This window comes from Amycolatopsis plumensis, from assembly GCF_042652605.1.
Lineage (GTDB): Bacteria > Actinomycetota > Actinomycetes > Mycobacteriales > Pseudonocardiaceae > Amycolatopsis > Amycolatopsis plumensis.
On sequence record NZ_JBHSJY010000001.1, the window covers coordinates 6,372,665 to 6,392,097 of the forward strand.

1 protein-coding gene is annotated in these 19,433 nt (G+C 73.8%); it reads left to right on the forward strand.

Going from position 1 to position 19,433, the window contains the following annotated elements:
• The first annotated feature begins 1,764 nt into the window (after nucleotides 1–1,764).
• A complete protein-coding gene (locus tag ACFPLC_RS31130) occupies nucleotides 1,765–19,413 on the forward strand; it encodes a non-ribosomal peptide synthetase (RefSeq protein WP_378189975.1) in 17,649 nt (5,882 codons plus the stop codon).
• Nucleotides 19,414–19,433: the final 20 nt, after the last annotated feature.

Consider the following 19,433-nt stretch of genomic DNA (forward strand, 5'->3'; position numbering starts at 1 on the left):
GGGGGGTTGGTCTATTGTGGACGTCCTTTGCGGACGGCGGTGGGTTCGGCATTCGGTGGTGGCTGTGGGCTTTTTGCTGTTTGGGGTGGTTGCCGGAATGGGTGTTCGTGATGGCCGGGTGAGTTGATGCCAGGGCGGGCCGCTGGGGGGTGCGCCTGGTGGAGTGAAGTCTGGCGGGGTCTTCCCGCCGGCCCGAACGCCGGATTGTTCAGCGGCCGCCAGGCCGTGTCAAGGCGGGAAAGCGTGCCTTGACACGGCCTGGCGGCCGCTGAGGCGGCTGCGTATCGGGTCGGCAGGGGGGTGCGGCCGGGAGGGGGCTTGCGCCCGGGGGTGCTGGGGTGTGGGTGGAGTTGGGGGGCAGGGCTGGGGGTGGGCTGTGCCGGGATGGTGCTGCCGGGGTGCGCGGGGCTGGGGGTGGGCTGTGCCGGGATGGCCTTGCCGGGGTAGGCGGGCGGGGGTGGGCTGTGCCGGGATGGCCCTGCCGGGGTAGGCGGGCGGGGGTGGGCTGTGCCGGAATGGTGCTGCCGGGGTGGGCAGGCCCGGGATGGACTCTGCCGGGATGGCACTGCCGAGGCGGGCGGGAGCTGGAGTGGTCAGGCCGGAGCCGGAGCCGGAGCCGGAGGGGTCGGGGTGGGCTGCCCCGCCGCGGCCGGGCGGGCAGCGCCAGGCGGCCCCGCCGCGGCGGGGTAGGCCTGGCCGCGGCGGACGGTACTTGGTGCCGTCCGCCGGGCTGCAGGCGCGCGAGAGTCGGGCGAGACCTCGTCGGCCGGGGTGCTCGGCGTGGGGGCGCGGGTGGTGTTTGATTCGGCGGGATGCTCCGCGCGCGGGATGGCAGAGGCGCCGGTCCGCGACCGCGCGGGAACCGGAGCCCCGGCCGCTCCCTGCGTCTCGCCCCGGGGGTGCGTCCGCCGGCGCAGTGGTCCTCCTCGGCGCACCCTCCCGGTGAACCCCGTTCACCCCTCCGACCAATCAGTCCCCCGCATTCCGTGCCCACTTTGCCCGCTTGGTGGGGGCGTAGGTAAGGATCTGCACCACCGCCCTCTTCGATCGATCATTTCACCGATGTGGCCGTGTCTTCCGTGTTACCCGCCAATCGGGTGACTTGCCGTAAGCTGAACCACACCTTTCGATACGGCTCACTTCCGGCTTCCGGCGGCGGCTGTCACTCCAGTGGCACGGCGTCTGCGCAGGTGAGCGCGTTGCCGTAAAGTCAAACCTCCCAATCGAGGTAACATTTTCCGGCAGAAGAGTGAACAATAATCGACGCCGTACTACTCGCTGTCCGGGTAAACAGACGCGATTTTTGAACATTCTCGGCAATGCTCCGTTCGGCGGTACGAGCATGGCGTTCACTGGGTAGCGTGATGCCAATCCGGCTGGTCTTGGGGGCACTCGACTGCCGGAAGACCGACTCGTTGCACGAAGAACGCTGGTTGTCGCGCGCGTTCGACGGTCGCTGGTGCCTAATCGGCGCCGCGGGGGCACCGTCGAAATCGGAACTGTTTCCGGGGTGGCGCGCGGCCGTCACGCTGGAAAGGATCAATGTGTCTCGCGCTCGTTCTCGCGGGTTCGCCTGGTGTGTGGCACGCCGGGCCGAACTGTTGAACGAGTGGCAAAAAGCCGCTGATCGGGGTGGGGGCAAAGCCCGAATCCGGCCGCCGTTTTTCGTGATTTCCCTGGTCGTGGGCCTCGCCCGCGGGTCTTCTCCCCGCGCCCTGATGGCCTCGCACTGACCTCACCTGTGCTGCTCGAAAGGTTCCCGCAATGCCGCGATACGACGTCTCGGTTCCTGACGCCGACGACGACAGATCCACGCTCGCCGGCCTGTTCCAGGCGCAAGTCGCCCGCACCCCCGCGGAACCGGCGCTGACCGGCGCCGATGGCACGCTGACCTACGAGGCGGTCAACGCGCGGGCGAACCGGCTGGCGCGGCTGCTGATCTCCCGCGGCGCCGGCCCGGAAGGCGTCGTCGCGCTCGTGCTGCCGAGGTCGGCCGACCTCGTGGTCGCGGAGCTGGCCGTGGCCAAGGCCGGGGCCGCCTTCCTGCCCGTCGACCCCGACCAGCCCGCCGAGCGGCTCGCCTTCGTGCTCGCCGACGCCGACCCCGTGCTCGTCGTGGGCCGCGGCACCCCCGAAGACGCCCTCGACCTCGACGAACCCGGGCTGCTCGACGACTTCCCCGACACCGATCCCACCGACGCCGACCGGGGCCGCCCGCTGCGCCTTGACCACCCGGCCTACCTCATCTACACGTCCGGCTCGACCGGTGTCCCGAAGGGGGTGCTCGTCACCCACCGCGGCCTGGCCGGCTTCTTCGCCGCCATGCGCGAGCAGTACGACGTGCGGCCGGGCGACCGGGTCCTGGAGTTCTCCTCGCCGAGCTTCGACGCGTCCATCCTCGAACTCGGCATGGCGCTGCCGCACGGCGCCGCCCTGGTCGTGCCGCCGGCCGGCCCGCTGCTGGGCGACCGGCTCGCGGACGTGCTGGCCGAGCACAAGATCACCCACGCGCTCATCCCGCCGGTCGCGCTGGCCACGCTGTCGGCAAAACACTCCCTGCCGGACTTCCGCACGGTGATCGTCGGCGGGGACGCCTGCCCGCCCGAACTGGTCCGGACCTGGGCGCCCGGGCGCCGGATGATCAACTCCTACGGCCCGACCGAATTCACCGTCGTCGCGACCTGGAGCGACCCGCTGGTCCCCGGCGGCACGCCCCCGATCGGCCACCCGCTGCCGGACGCCACCGCGTACGTCCTCGACGACACCCTGAGCCCCGCCGACACCGGTGAGCTCTACGTCACCGGCCCGGGCCTAGCCCGCGGCTACCTCGACCGGCCGGGACTGACCGCGAGCCGGTTCGTGGCCGACCCCTTCGGCGCGCCCGGCGCGCGGATGTACCGGACCGGTGACGTCGTCCGCCGGACCGCCGGAGGCGAGCTCGAGTTCGTCGGGCGGGCCGACCACCAGGTCAAGATCCGCGGCTTCCGGATCGAACCGGGCGAAATCGAAGCCCTGCTGCTCGGGCACGAAGGAGTCCGCGAGGCGGTCGTCGTCGCCCGCGAGGACCAGCCCGGCGTCAAACGCCTGGTCGCCTACGTCGTGGGGGACGCCGATCCGGCCGACCTGCGCGCCGCCGCGGCCGACCGGCTGCCGCCGTACATGGTCCCCTCCGCCTTCGTCCCGCTGGACGCGATGCCGCTGACCCACCACGGCAAGCTCGATCGCGACGCGCTGCCCGAACCCGACTGGCAGGCCCAGGTCCGCGCCGCGCACACCGCGCCCCGGACCCCGGCCGAGCAGGCGCTCGCCGAAATCTGGGCCGACGTCCTCGGCGTCCCGGACATCGGCGTCGACGCGGACTTCTTCGAACTCGGCGGCGACTCCATCCTCGGCGCGCGGGCACTCGCCCGGATCCGCGCCCGCTTCGGCGCCGAGCTGTCCCCGCGGGTCGTGTTCGACGCCCGCACCATCGCCAAGCTCGCCGAGCTGCTGCCGGCTTCGTCCGGTGCCCCGGTCGGCCGGATCGAACCCCGGCCCCACGACGCCGTGGTGCCGCTCTCACCGGTCCAGCGCCGCCTCTGGGTGCTCGACCGGCAGAACCCCGGCAGCACCGAATACAACGCCGGTGTCGCCCTCACCCTCGACGGCCCGCTGGACCACGACGCCCTGCGCGCCGCGCTGGACGCACTCGCCGCGCGGCACGAGTCGCTGCGGACGACGTTCCGCACCGTCGACGGCGAAGGCGTCCAGGTCGTCGCCGACGAGGGCACCATCCCGCTGCGGGAAGCCAACGCCGAGGCGGACCTCGACGCGCAGCTCGCGGCCGAGCTGGACCGCCCCTTCGACCTGACCACCGGACCGCTCACCCGGGCCACGCTGATCCGCCGCGGCCCGGACGCGCACCTGCTCCTGCTGTGCCAGCACCACATCATCACCGACGGCTGGTCGGTCGGGCTGCTCGTCGACGAGTTCGCCGCGCTCTACGCGGGGGAGAAGCCCGCGCCCCTGGACATCGGCTACCGCGACTACTCCCGCTGGCACCACGACCGGCTGGCCGGGCCGCTGCGCGAGCGTCAGCTGGCCTACTGGCGCGCGCAGCTCGCCGGGCTCGAGCCCCTCGACCTGCCCACCGACCGGCCCCGCCCGCCCGTCCGCGCCGCCGAGGGCGCGATCCGCCGGTACGAGCTGCCCGACGGGCTCGCCGAAAGCCTCGCCGAACTGGGCCACGACACCGGCGCGACGCTGTTCACCACGCTGACCGCGCTCGTCCAGGTGCTGCTGGCCCGCTACACCGGGCAGGACGACGTCGCCGTCGGCACCGCGGTGTCCGGCCGCGACCACGACCAGCTCGAACGGCTCGCCGGATTCTTCGTCAACACCCTCGTCCTGCGGTCCGCGGTCGACCGGGGCGAACCGTTCGACGCTTTCCTCGGCCGGGTCAAGGAAACGACGCTGGCGGCGTTCGCCGCCGCCGAAGTGCCCTTCGACCAGGTCGTCGACGACCTGCGGCCGGCCCGTGACCCGAGCCGGACCCCGCTGGTGCAGGTGCTGCTGGTACTGCAGCAGGACCTGGTCCGGCCCCGGGAGGCGGGCGCCCTCCGCCTGGGCGAGCACGATCTGCCCCGCCCCCGGGCCCGGTTCGACCTCGTGCTGGAGTTCCAGCCGCAGGGCCGCCGCTTCGCGATCGAGTACGACACCGCGCTCTTCGACGCGGCGACGATCGACCGCTTCGCCGGGCACCTGCGGGTGCTGGCCGAAGCGGTGGTCGCCGAGCCGCACCGGCCGGTGGCCGAGCTGCCCCTGATGGACCGCGCCGAGCTGACCCACCTGGCCGAGCTCTCCCGCGGACCGGCGCTCGAAGCACCGGAAGCCACGCTGCCGCAGCTGTTCGAAGCCCAGGCGGCCCGCACGCCGGACGCGGTCGCGGTCGTCTGTGAGGACCGCTCGCTGACCTACGCCGAGCTCGACGACCAGGCCAACCGGCTGGCCCGGGTCCTGCTCGAGCGGGGCGCCGCGCCCGAGCGGTTCGTCGCCGTCTCCCTGCCGCGCACCGAACGCGTCCTGGTGGCGCTGCTCGGCGTGCTCAAGTCCGGCGCCGCCTACCTCCCGGTCGATCCCGCCTACCCGGCCGACCGCCAGGAACTGATCCTCGACGACGCCGCCCCGGCCCTGCTGCTCACCCCGGACGGCCGGGGCCCCGGGGCCGTCCCCGCCCTCGCCTTCGACGATCCCGCCCTGCTCGAGGGCCGGGCGGGCGAGCCGCTTGCCCGCGCGACCAACCCGGACCACCCCGCGTACGTGATCCACACGTCCGGCTCGACCGGCCGCCCCAAGGGCGTCGTCGTCGCCCACCGCAGCGCCGCGAACCTGATGGCGTGGGCGGCGAACGACTTCCGGGACGTCTTCCGCCCGGGGTCCACGGTGGTCGCTTCGACGTCGCTGAACTTCGACGTCTCGGTGTTCGAGATCTTCGCGCCGCTGATGACCGGCGCCACCGTCGAGATCGTCCGTGACGTCCTCGCGCTCGGCGAAGGCGAGCACACCGGCCGCCCGGTCGGCCTGGTCAGCGGCGTGCCCTCGGCGTTCGCCCAGTTGCTGGCCCAGGGCGCGGTCACGGTGCGGCCGTCCACTGTGGTACTGGCCGGCGAGGCGCTGACGCTGCACGCGCTGCACGACATCCGGAAGGCGTTGCCCGACAGCCGGATCGCGAACATCTACGGCCCCACCGAGTCCACTGTGTACGCCACGGCCTGGTACCACGACACCGACCGCACCCCGCCGATCGGCCGCCCGATCGCCGGCATCCGCGCGTACGTCCTGGACCCCGGGATGCGGCCGGTGCCCGTCGGCGTTCCCGGTGAACTGCACCTCGGCGGCGCCGGGGTGGCCCGCGGCTACCTCGGCCGGCCGGGCCTGACCGCCGGCCGGTTCGTGGCCGACCCCTTCGGCGCGCCGGGCGGCCGGATGTACCGCACCGGTGACGTCGTGCGCTGGACCACCCGCGGCGAGCTGGAGTACCTCGGCCGCGCCGACGACCAGGTCAAGATCCGCGGCTTCCGGATCGAGCCCGGCGAGGTGGAGGCCGCGCTGCGGCAGCACCCGGCCGTGACCGAGGCGGTGGTCGTCGCGCGCACCGACGCCGGGCACCAGCGGCTGGTCGCCTACGTCGTGCCCGAGGCACCCGCGGACCTGCGCGACTTCCTCGGCGCCTCGCTGCCCGCGCACCTGGTGCCCTCGGCGTTCGTGCCCCTGGACCGGCTGCCGCTCAACCCCAGCGGCAAGCTCGACCGCCGCGCCCTGCCCGCCCCGGACTTCACCGGCGCCACCACCCGCGTCGCGCCGCGCACCGAGACCGAGCGGATGCTCGCGGCGATCTGGGCCGACGCGCTCGGGCTGCCCGAGGTCGGCGTGGAGGACAACTTCTTCGAGCTCGGCGGCGATTCCATCCTCGGCATCCGGCTCGTGTCCGAGGCGGCCAAGGCCGGCCTGCGGATCACCACCAAAGACGTCTTCCGGCACCAGACGATCGCCGCGCTCGCCGCGGCGGCCGGGGTGGCCGCGCCCGCCGCCGAGCGGCAACGGGCGACCGGCGAGGTGGTCGTCACCCCGATCCAGCACTGGTTCCTCGACACCGATCCGGCCGACCCGGACCACTTCACCCAGCAGCTGAGCGTCCGGCTCGCCGAAGACGTCGACGAAGACCGCCTGCGCCGCGCGGTGAACACGGTCGCCGCCCACCACGACGCCTTCCGGTTGCGCTTCCGCAGGACGGCGGACGGCTGGACGCAGGACCACGCCGAGCCGGGCGAGGTCGACGTCTTCGGCGCGGAGATCGACATCGAACACGGCCCGCTGGTGCGCGCGGAACTCGACGGCACGATCCTGCGCCTGGCCGTGCACCACCTCGTCGTCGACGGCGTCTCGTGGCGGATCCTCCTGGAGGACGTCGACCACGCCTACCACGGGCGCGAGCCGAGCGCCCGCACGACGTCCTTCCAGGAGTGGGCGAACCGGCTCGCCCGGCACGACTTCGACGGCGACCTCCCGTACTGGCAAGCGGTCGACGGCGCCCAGATCCCCTTGGACAACGACGGCGCCGGCACGGTGGCGAGCACCCGCACGGTCACCACCCGGCTGGACGCCGAACTGACCCGGGCGCTGCTGCAGGACGTCCCTGGCGTCTACCGGACCCAGGTCAACGACGTGCTCCTGGCCGCCCTCGGCGGAGCGCTGCGCCGCTGGACCGGCTCCGAGCGCGTGCTCGTCGACCTCGAAGGCCACGGCCGCGAGGACCTGTTCGACGACGTCGACCTGTCCCGCACGGTCGGCTGGTTCACGTCGATGTTCCCGGTCGCGCTCGACGTCCCCGACACCGGCGTCGCGACCCTGCTCAAGTCCGTCAAGGAGCAGTTGCGGGCGATCCCGGCCCGTGGCCTGTCCTACGGCGTGCTGCGCCACCACGCCGGGACCGCCCCCGCGGTGACGCCCCGGCTCAGCTTCAACTATCTCGGGCGCTTCGAGGTCGAAGGCGAGCTCTACCGGGGGATCGAGCGGGAACTCGAACTCGCGCAGCACCCCGCGGACCGCCGCCCGCACGCCGTGGACGTCGTCGCCCGGGTCACCGGCGGCTGCCTGGAGATCACCTGGTTCTACTCCGGGCAGCTCCACGAGGAAGCCACGATCCGCGCGGTCGCCGACGACCTCGTCCACGGGCTGGCCGGGATCGCCGCGCACTGCGCCGAACCCGGGGCCGGCGGCCGTACGCCGTCGGACTTCCCCCTCGCCGCCCTCGACCAGGCCACCGTGGACCGGCTGGCCGGCGACGGCCGCGACGTCGAGGACATCTACCCGCTCACCCCGGCCCAGGCCGGCATGCTGTTCCACCGGCTCACCGGCGGTGGACGGCACGCCTACCTGCAGCAGGTGACGTTCGTGATGAGCGACGTCCCCGACCCGGCGGCCATCGCCCGCGCCTGGCAGCGGGTGGTGGACCGGACCCCGGTCCTGCGCACCCGGGTGGTCTGGGACGGCCTCGACGAGCCCGTGCAGGTGGTCCACCGGCAGGTCACCCTGCCGATCGAGCACCAGGACTGGACGACCGGACCGGCGGACCTCGACGCCGTGCTGGCCGCCGACCGGGACGCCGGCCTGGACCTGGGCGAGCTCCCGCTGATGCGGCTGCTGCTCGCCCGCGTCTCGGCGACCGAGGTTCGGGTGATCTGGACGTTCCACCACCTGCTGCTCGACGGCTGGAGCCTCTTCCAGGTGCTCTCGGACGTCGCGGCGGCACACGCCGGCCGCCCGCTGCCGACCCGCCGCCCGTTCCGCGACCACCTCCGGTGGCTGTCCGAACAGGACGAACAGGCGGCCGAAACCTATTGGCGGGCCCGGCTTTCCGGGCGTCCCGAGCCGGCCCGGCTGCGCACCGACCGCGCCCCCGGCGGGCACCCGGTCGAATCGACCGCCGCGGTGCGGATCGAGCTGCCCGCCGCGCCGCTGCGCACCGCCGCGCACGGCATGGGCCTGACCCTCAACACGCTCGTCCAGGGCGCCTGGGCGGTGCTGCTGGCCCGCCACACCGGACGGCCGGAGGTCTGCTTCGGCACCACGGTCGCCGGGCGGCCCGCCGAACTCCCCGGGTCGGACGAGATCACCGGCATGTTCATCACCACGCTGCCGGTCGTCGCCGACGTCGACGAGCGGGCGGCGGCCGCGGACTGGCTGCGCGACCTGCAGGACGCCCAGGCCGAGGCCCGGCGGTTCGACCACCTTTCCCTGGCCCGCCTGCAGAACTGGGGCGGGGAGTTCGACAGCCTCCTCGTGTTCGAGAACTACCCGGTCACCGCGGGGCTGGGACTGCACGGCCTGCGGGGGGTGGAGACGACCAACTACCCGCTCAGCGTCGTCGCCTACCCCGGTGAGGACCGCCTGGAGTTCCTGTTCGGCTACGACCCCGCGCTATTCGACGCCGAGACGATCGCCGGGTTCGCCGGGCACCTGCGGACCCTGCTGTCGGAGCTCGCGACCCGGCCGCACGAACCGCTCGCCCGGCTGCGCATGCTCACCGCGACCGAGCAGCGCGAAGTCCTCGCCACCGGAACCGGCGCCGCGCAGGACCACCCGGAGACCACCGTGCCGGCGCTGTTCGCCGAGCAGGTCCGCCGCACCCCCCACGCGGTCGCCGTCACCGGCGCGGAAACCCTGACCTACGCGGAACTGGACGCCCGGGCGAACCGGCTGGCGCACCGCCTGCTCGCCCTCGGGGCGCGGCGGGACGAGCTGGTGGGGTTGCTGCTCGGCCGCTCCGCCGACGTCGTCGTCGCCGAACTGGCGGTGCTCAAGGCCGGCGGCGCGTACCTGCCGCTGGACGCCCGCGCGCCCCGCAGCCGGCTGACGACGCTGCTCGACGGCGTCCGCGTGGTGGTGACCGACGACCACGGCCGGTCACTCGCCCAGGATGTCCACAGTGGACCGGTGATGACGATCGGCGAAGCGGGCGACGAGCCCTCCGATGCGCCCGATGTTCCGCTGCAGCCGGAAAACCTGGCCTACGTCATGTACACCTCGGGCTCGACGGGAACGCCCAAGGGCGTGGCCGTCAGCCACCGGGCCGTCGTCGGACTGGCCCGGGACCGGTCCTTCGCGGGTGAGGCGCATCGGACCGTGCTCATGCACTCCGCGCTGGCTTTCGACGCGTCGACGTATGAGCTGTGGGTGCCGTTGCTCAGCGGTGGCCGGGTGGTGGTCGCGCCTGCGGGGGACATCGACGCCGACGTGCTGCGCGGGCTGATCACCAAGCACGGGGTGACCGGGCTGTTCATCACCGCGGGGCTGTTCCGCGTGCTGGCCCAGGAGGATCCGGGCTGCCTGCGCGGCGTCCGCGAGGTGTGGACCGGCGGCGAGGTGGTGCGTCCCGCCGCGGTGCACCAGGTCGCGGAAGCGTGCCCGAGCCTCACCGTGGTGGACGTCTACGGGCCCACCGAGACCACGACCTTCGCCACCCGGTTCCCGCTGCCGCCGGGCGAGCCGGTGCCCGACGTGCTGCCGATCGGGCGGCCGATGGACGGCACCGCGACCTACGTCCTCGACCACGGGCTGCGGCCGGTGCCGCCGGGCGCGGTCGGCGAGCTGTACCTGGCCGGTACCGGGCTGGCCCGCGGTTACCTTGCTCAGCCGGGACTGACGGCCGAGCGGTTCCTGCCCGACCCCTTCGGCACGCCGGGGGAGCGGATGTACCGCACCGGAGACCTGGTCCGGTGGACTTCCGCTGGCGTGCTGGAGTTCGTCGGCCGGGCCGACGACCAGGTCAAGATCCGCGGCTTCCGGGTCGAGCTCGGCGAGATCGAGACGGCGCTGACCGCCCACCCTGACGTGACCGAAGCCGTCGTCGTGGCGGCCGAGACCGGCGGGTCGAAGCGGCTCGTCGCCTACGTAGTCGCGAGCGGGACGCCGGACCTGCGCGAGTTCCTGCTGCGCTCGCTGCCGGACTACCTCGTCCCGGCGGTGTTCGTGCCGCTGGAAGCGCTGCCGCTCAACGAAAACGGGAAGGTCGACCGCCGGGCGCTGCCCGCCCCCGACTTCGTGTCCGGGCTGGGCTACCGCGCGCCGGCGACGGAGGCCGAACGGCTGCTGGCCGGCATCTGGGCCGAGGTGCTGCGGGTGGACCGGGTCGGCGCCGACGACAACTTCTTCGAGCTCGGCGGCGACTCGATCCTGTCCATCCAGGTGGTCTCCCGGGCCCGCCGGGCCGGGCTGAACCTGATGCCCGGCCAGGTCTTCGACCACCCGACGGTCGCCGCGCTCGCCCTCGCCGCCGCTCCGGCCGTCCCCGCCGCGGCCGTCGCCGACGCCGGGCCGGTGACCGGCGAGGTGCCGCTGACGCCGGTGCAGCACTGGTACCTCGACCCGCGGCCGGTGCACCCGGAGCAGTTCGTCCAGTCCGTCTCGGTGGAAGTGCCGGACCCCGCGGCGCTGCCTCGGGCGCTGCGCGAGCTCCAGCTGCACCACGACGCCCTGCGGCTGCGCTTCACCGGCGGCGGCCAGCACCACGCGGCCGAAGCCCCGGACGTCCTCGGCGCCACCATCGACCTCGAGCAGGGGCCGCTGCTGAGCGCCGAGCTGTCCGGCACGACGCTGACGCTCGCCGCGCACCACCTGGTGGTCGACGGCGTGTCGTGGCGGATCCTCCTGGAGGACCTGGAAACCCTCCTCGCCGGCGGCGAACTCCCCGCCAAGACGACGTCCTTCCGCGACTGGGCCCGCACCCTGGCCCACCACACGGCCGAGGGCTTCTTCGACGACGAACTCGCCCACTGGGCGGCGATCGACGCCGACCCGGCCCTGCCGGTCGACGCGGCGGGCGAAAACACCTACGGCTCGGCCCGCTCGGTCGTCGTGCGGCTGCCGGCGGAGGCGACCCGTGCGGTGCTGCACGACGTGCCGGGGGCGTACCGGACGCAGGTCAACGACGTCCTGCTGACCGCGCTCGGCCGCGTGCTGGGCGACTGGACCGGCCGCGACCGCGTCCTGGTCGACCTCGAAGGCCACGGGCGGGAAGAGCTGTTCGACGGCGTCGACCTCTCCCGCACGGTCGGCTGGTTCACCTCGATCTTCCCGGTCGAACTGACCTCGTCCGGCGAGGACTGGGGCGAAGCCCTGAAGGCGACGAAGGAACGGCTCCGCGCGATCCCCCGCCGGGGGATCGGCTACGGCGCGCTGCGCCACCTCGCCGGCACCGCCCCGCGCCTCGAACCCCGCACCAGCTTCAACTACCTGGGCCGGTTCGACCACGGCGGCGGGCTGGGCGGCGCGGCGCACCCCGAGCAGACCCGCGCGCACCAGCTCGACGTCATCGGCGCGGTCGTCGGTGACGAGCTGGAACTGACCTGGCACTACTCGGAAAGCGTGCACACCGAGGCCACCGTGCGCCGGCTCGCCGTCGCCCTCCTCGACGCGCTGACCGGGATCGTCGGGCACTGCGCCCGCCCGGACGCCGGCGGCCGCACGCCGTCCGACTTCCCCCTCGCCCGGCTCGACCAGGCCGCGGTGGACCGCCTCGCCGGCACCGGCCGGACGGTCGAGGACATCTACCCGCTCACCCCGATGCAGTCGGGCATGGTCTTCCACAGCCTCGTCGACGGCGCGGCCGGGACCTACCTCAACCAGGTGCGGCTGCGGCTGACCGGCATCGCCGACCCCGAGCGGCTGGCCCGGGCGTGGCAGCAGGTCGTCGCGGACACGCCCGTGCTGCGCACCCGCGTCGTCTGGGAGGGCCTCGACGAGCCGGTGCAGGTCGTCGAGCGGTCCGTCACGCTCCCGGTCGTCCACCTCGACTGGACGGCGCTGGACGACGACGAGCGGGCCCGCGAGCAGGAGCGGTTCCTCGAAGCGGACCGGGCCGAGGGGTTCGACCTGACGGCCGCCCCGCTGCTGCGGCTGGCCTTCGCCCGGCTGCCCGGCGGCGACGTCCTGCTGGTGTGGACGTTCCACCACGTGCTGCTCGACGGCTGGAGCGCGGCGCAGGTGTTCGGCGAGGTGTGCGCCCGGTACGCGGGGGCCGCCGTCCCCGGCCGACGCCCGGCGTTCCGCGAGTACCTGCGCTGGCTCGGCGAGCAGGACACCACCGCCGCCGAAATCCACTGGCGCGAGCAGCTCGCGGGCCTGCGGACGCCGACGCCGCTGCCGTACGACCGCCGTCCGGTGGAAGCGCACCGCGCGCGGTCCGCCGCGTCGGTCCGGGTGTCGGCGCCAGCCGACGGGCTGCGGGAGCTGGCGCGGCGCGCCGGCCTGACGCTCAACACGATCGTCCAAGGCGCCTGGGGACTCGTGCTTTCCCGCTACAGCGGGGAATCCGGCGTCGTCTTCGGCACCACCGTCTCGGGACGGCCCGCCGACCTGCCGGGCGTCGAGGCGATGGCCGGGTTGTTCATCAACACCCTGCCCGCGCCGGTGACCGTCCACGACGGACTCACCGTCGCCGGGTGGCTGCGGGACCTGCAGGCGGCCCAGGCGCGCTCGCGCCGGTTCGACTTCGTGTCACTGGCCCAGCTGCAGACCTGGGCGGGCGGCAGCACGCTGTTCGACAGCATCCTGGTCTTCGAGAACTACCCGTTCGACACCGACGCCGTCGCCGCGTACGGGATCGGGCTGCACGAGGACGGCGAACTGCAGCCGACCAACTACCCGCTCAGCGTCGTCGTCACCCCGGGGGAGCGCCTGGAGGTGTCGTTCGACCACGACCCGGACCTGTTCGACCGGGCCACCGTCGACCGGCTGGCCGGGCAGCTGCTGCTGGCCCTGGACCGCATCGCCGCAAGCCCCGAAAAGCGGGTCGGCGAGCTCGACCTGCTCACCGCGGACGACCGCGAGCGCGTGCTGCGGACGTTCAACGACACGGCCCACCCGGTGCCCGAGGCCACCGTCGTGAGCCGGTTCGCCGACCAGGTCCGCCGGACGCCGGACGCCACGGCGGTCGACGACCTGACCTACGCGGAGCTCGACGCCCGCGCCGCCCGGCTCGCCGCCCGGCTGATCGAACTCGGCGTCGGGGCCGAGGACCGGGTCGGGCTGCTGCTGGAGCGGTCACCCGACCTCGTCGTCGCCGAGCTCGCGGTGCTCAAGGCCGGGGCCGCCTACGTGCCGGTGGACCTGCGCGCGCCGGTGGGCCGGATGCGCCTGGTCCTGGCCGAAGCGGGCGTATCCGCGGTCGTCGCCGAACAGTCCTATCAGGACGTCCACGACGGACCGTTCGTGTCCGCGGCCGAGATCGGCGCCGGCACGGCCAGTGCGCCGGAGGTGCCGGTGCGGCCGGGAAACCTGGCGTACGTCATGTACACGTCCGGGTCGACCGGCAAGCCCAAGGGGGTCGCGGTGACCCACCGCGACATCGTGGCCCTGGCCTCGGACCGGTCCTTCGCGGGCGAAGCGCACGGGGCCGTCCTGCTGCACTCGCCGCAGGCGTTCGACGCCTCGACCTACGAGGTGTGGGTGCCGCTGCTGAACGGCGGCCGGGTGGTCGTCGCGCCGCCGGGAGACGTCGACGCCGAGGTGCTGCGGAGCGTCGTCACCGAGCGGGGAGTCAGTGCGCTGTGGCTGACCGCCGGGCTGTTCCGCCTGCTGGCGCAGGAGGACCCCGGGTGCCTGCGGGGCGTCGGCGAGGTGTGGACCGGCGGGGACGTCGTGCCCGCCGCCGCGGTCCGCCAGGTCCGGGACGCCTGCCCGGGGCTGACCGTCGTCGACGGCTACGGCCCCACCGAGACGACCACCTTCGCGAGCCGGTTCTTCGTGGCCCCCGAAGACGCCGTGCCGGACGCGATGCCGATCGGGCGGCCGCTGGACAACATGGCCGCCTACGTCCTGGACGAGGGGCTGCGGCCGGTCCCGCCGGGCGTGACCGGGGAGCTGTTCATCGCCGGTGCCGGGGTGTCCCGCGGGTACCTCGGCCGGCCCGGGCTCACCGCCGAGCGCTTTGTCGCCAACCCGTTCGGGACGCCGGGGGAGCGGATGTACCGGACCGGGGACGTGGTTCGCTGGACTTCCGCCGGCGTGCTGGAGTTCGTCGGCCGCGCCGACGACCAGGTGAAGATCCGCGGCTTCCGGATCGAGCTGGGCGAGATCGAGACGGCACTGAGCGCCCACCCGGACGTCACCGAAGCGGTCGTCGTCGCCCGGGACCGGCGGCTCGTCGCCTACGTCGTCACGGCCGGCAAGCCGGACCTGCGGACGTGGCTGCAGCGGGACCTGCCCGACTACATGGTCCCGTCGGCCTTCGTGACGCTCGACGCGCTTCCTCTGAGCGCCAACGGGAAGGTCGATCGCCAGGCGCTCCCGGAACCCGCCGCGGAGCCGGTGGCCGGGTACGTGCCGCCGCGCACGGAGACCGAACGCGTGCTCGCCGAAGTCTGGGCCGACGTGCTCGGCGTGCCCGGTGTCGGCGTCGAGGACAACTTCTTCGAGCTCGGCGGCGACTCGATCCTGTCCATCCAGGTCGTCTCGCGGGCCCGGCGGCACGGCCTCGCGCTCACCCCGCGGGACCTGTTCGCCCACCAGACGGTGGCCGCGCTGGCCGTCGCGGCGGGCTCGGCCGCGGTCACCGTGGCCGAGCAGGGGCCGGTGACCGGTTTCGCCGCGCTGACCCCGATCCAGCACTGGTTCTTCGCCGGGGACTTCGGCGACCCCAACGGGTTCACCCAGTCGGTCCGGATCGAGCGGGCCGAACCCTTCGACGTCGGGACGCTGCGCGCGGCGCTGGCCACCCTGACCGGGCACCACGACGCCCTGCGCATGCGGTTCACCGGCGGCGGCCAGGAGAACGCCCCGGCCGAACCGGCCGAGATCCTCGGCGCGGACATCGACGTGACCCGCGGCCCGCTGCTCACCGCCGAACTGCTCGAGCCGTCGGTCCTGCGGCTGACGGTCAACCACCTCGTCGTCGACGGCGTCTCCTGGCGGATCCTCCTGGAAGACCTGGAAACCGCCTACCGCGGCGGCCCGCTGCCGCCGAAGACGACGTCGTTCCGCGACTGGGCCAACCGGCTCGCCGCGCACGCCGAAGCCGGTGGCTTCGACGACGAACTGCCGCACTGGCGCGAAGCTCTGGCCGTCGACCCGACTCTGCCGGTCGAGAACTCCGCCGAGACGGGCACCGGCACGGTCACCACGCGCCTGGACGCCGAGCTGACGCGCGCCCTGCTGCAGGACGTCCCGGGCGTCTACCGGACGCAGGTCAACGACGTGCTGCTGGCCGCGCTGGGCCGGGTGCTGGCCCGCTGGACCGGCCGCGACGGCGTACTGATCGACCTGGAGGGCCACGGCCGCGAGGACCTGTTCGACGACGTCGACCTCTCCCGCACGGTCGGCTGGTTCACTTCGCTGTACCCGGTCGCCCTGCGCATCGACGACGAGTGGGGCACCCTGCTCAAGTCGGTGAAGGAACAGCTGCGCGCGGTGCCCCGCCGCGGGGTGGGCTTCGGCGCGCTGCGGTACCTGACCGGGACCGCACCCGCGCTCGAGCCCCAGATCAGCTTCAACTACCTGGGCCGCCTCGACGGCGCGGCGGGCAGCCTCGACTCGTCGGTCGGAGAAGGCGCGGGCCGGGCGCACCTGCTCGACGTCGTCGGCCGGGTGGACCGGGACACCCTGGAACTGACCTGGTACCACTCGCGCGACACGCACACCGCCGCCACGGTGGAGAAGCTGGCCGCGGACCTGGTGGCCGCGCTGGGCGAAGCGGTCGCGCACTGCGCCGAGCCCGGCGCGGGCGGCCGCACCCCGAGCGACTTCCCGTTGTCTCCATTGGACCAGCGGCAGGTGGACCGGATCGCCGGCGACGGCCGCGGCGTGGCCGACATCCACCCGCTGACGCCGATGCAGGCCGGCATGGTGTTCCACGGGCTTTCCCAGGAATCCCAAGGGGTCTACTTCGAACAGGTCACCGCCGTCCTCGACGGCGTGGCCGACCCGCGGTTCCTGGCCGAAGCCTGGCAGCACGTCGTCGACCGGACCCCGGTCCTGCGCGGCAGCGTCGTCTGGGAGGACGTCCCCGAGCCGCTCCTGGTCGTCCACCGCGAAGCCCGGGTCCCGGTGACCGAGCTGGACTGGCGCGACCGCGACCGGGAAGAAGCCCTGCGCGAGCTGCTCGCCCAGGACCGCGCCCGGCCGTTCGACCTGGCGGCCGCCCCACTGCTGCGGGTCACCTTGGCCCGGCTGCCGGACGACGCCGTCCAGCTCGTCTGGACGTTCCACCACGTCCTGCTCGACGGCTGGAGCGTCTTCCAGGTGCTGTCCGACGTCTTCACCGCCTACGCGGCCCTGCGCGACGGCACTGCGCCGGTGCTGCCGCACCGCCGTCCGTTCGGGGACTACGTCACCTGGCTGAGCCGCCAGACCGCCGAGGGCGCCGAGGAGTACTGGCGCCGCGAACTCGCCGGCCTCACCGAGCCGACGCCGCTGCCGTACGACCGGGTCCCCGCGTTCGCGCACGAATCGAGCTCGTCGACCTGGGTCGGCCGTGACCTCGACGAGGCGGCGACCGGCCGGCTGGCGGCGTTCGCCCGGCGCGAGCGGCTCACCGTCAACGCCGTCGTGCAGGGCGCCTGGGCGCTGCTGCTGGCCCGGCACAGCGGCGAGGACGACGTCTGCTTCGGCGCCACCGTGTCCGGGCGCCCGGCCGGGCTGGCCGGCGTCGACGACATCACCGGCATCTTCATCAACACCCTGCCGGTGCGGGTCACCGCCGACCCGGCGGCCCCGGTCGCCGCCTGGCTGCGCGGCCTGCAGACCACCCAGGCCGAGTCACGCCGGTTCGAACACGTGCCGCTGACCGCGGTGCAGGCCTGGAGCGGCGTCGAGGGCGGCCGGAACCTGTTCGACAGCCTCGTGGTGTTCGAGAACTACCCGGTCACCGCGGACGACGTGGCCGCGCACGGCGTGCGGCTGCGCGAGCTGCAGGCGATGGAGACGACCAACTACCCGCTCAGCGTCGTGGCCGCACCCGGCCCGCGCCTGTCGCTCGGCCTCGGCTACGACCCGGCGCTGTTCGACGAGGCGACCGTTCAGCGGCTCGCCGGGCGGCTCGAACACCTCCTGGCCGCGATCGCCGAAGACCCGGCCCGGCCGCTGCGGGAGCTCGACGTCCTCGGCGCCGACGAACGCGACCAGGTCCTCGTGGCCTTCAACGACACCCGGCACGACGTCCCGCCGGTCACGCTCACCGAGCTGATCGAGGCCCAGGCGGCGCGCACGCCCGACGCCGTCGCGGTCGTCTCGCGTGAAGAACGGCTCACGTTCGCCGAACTCGACACGCGCGCCGACCGGCTGGCGAGGCAGCTGGCCGCGCGCGGGGCCGGGCCGGAGCGGATCGTCGCGCTCGCCCTGCCGCGTTCGGTGGAGATCGTCGTGGCGCAGCTGGCCGTCCTGAAGACGGGCGCCGCCTACCTGCCGGTCGACCCGGACTACCCGGCCGAGCGGATCGCGTTCATGCTCGAGGACGCGAAACCGGTCGTCGTGGTGACCAAGGCGGGGACGCCGCTGCCGTCCGGCGACGTGCTCGTCCTCGACGGGGCGGAGGCCCACGGCCCGGCCACCCCGCTGGGCCGGTCCGTGCCGCTGAGCGCACCGGCGTACGTCATCTACACCTCCGGCTCCACCGGCACGCCCAAGGGCGTCGTCGTCACCCACGCCGGCCTGGCGAGCTTCTCCGCCGCCGAGATCGCCCACTTCGACGTCCGCCCCGGCGATCGCGTGCTGCAGTTCTCCTCGCCGAGTTTCGACGCTTCGGTGCTGGAACTGTGCATGGCGCTGCCCGCGGGCGCGGCGCTGGTCGTGCCGCCGCCCGGCCCGCTGCTCGGCGAGCACCTGGCCGCCGTCCTGCGCGACGAGCGTGTCACCCACGCGCTGATCCCGCCGGTGGCCATGGCGAGCGTCCCCGACACCGAGCTGCCGGCGTTCCGCACCCTGGTGGTCGGCGGCGAGGCCTGCCCGGCCGACCTGGTGGCCCGCTGGGCACCGGGCCGGCGGATGATCAACGCCTACGGGCCCACCGAAACCACGGTGGTGGCGACCTGGAGCGACCCGCTCGAACCCGGGGCCACCCCGCCGATCGGGCGGCCGATCCGCAACACCCGCGTCCGCGTCCTCGACGCCGCGGTGCGGCCGGTGCCGGTCGGAGTCGCGGGGGAGCTGTACGTCTCCGGCGCCGGGCTCGCCCGCGGGTACCTCGACCGGCCGGGGCTGACCGCCACGCGGTTCCTCGCCGATCCGTTCGGGGCACCGGGGGAGCGGATGTACCGCACCGGCGACCTGGTGCGGTGGCGTGCCGACGGCACCCTCGAGTTCCTCGGCCGCGCCGACGACCAGGTCAAGATCCGGGGCTTCCGCATCGAGCCCGGCGAGATCGTGGCGGTGCTGCGCAAGCACCCGGGCGTCCGCGACGCCGCCGTCGTCGCGGTCGACCAGCGGCTGATCGCCTACGTCGTGGGCGAGGCGGGCCCCGGGCTGCGGGAGCACGTCGCCGCGGCCCTGCCGGCGCACTTCGTGCCCGCCGCGTTCGTCCGGCTCGACGAGCTTCCCCTGACGGCCAACGGAAAGCTGGACCGGCGGGCGCTGCCCGCTCCGGCCGCGCCGGAAGAGAGCACCGGGTACGCGGCTCCGGAAACCGAGACCGAAGAGGTCCTCGCGGCCATCTGGGCCGAGGCGCTCGACCTGGACCGGGTCGGCGTCGAGGACAACTTCTTCGCCCTCGGCGGCGATTCGCTGCGCAGCCTGCGGATCACCTCGATGACGAAGTCCGCCTTCGACGTCGAGATCACCCCCAAGGACGTGCTCACCGCCGGCACCGTGCTGGCGCTGGCGGAGCTCGTCGAGGAACGGGTCCTCCAGGACCTCGAACGGCTCGCGGCCGGTCAAGACCACTGAAAACCCCTCACAGGAAAGGT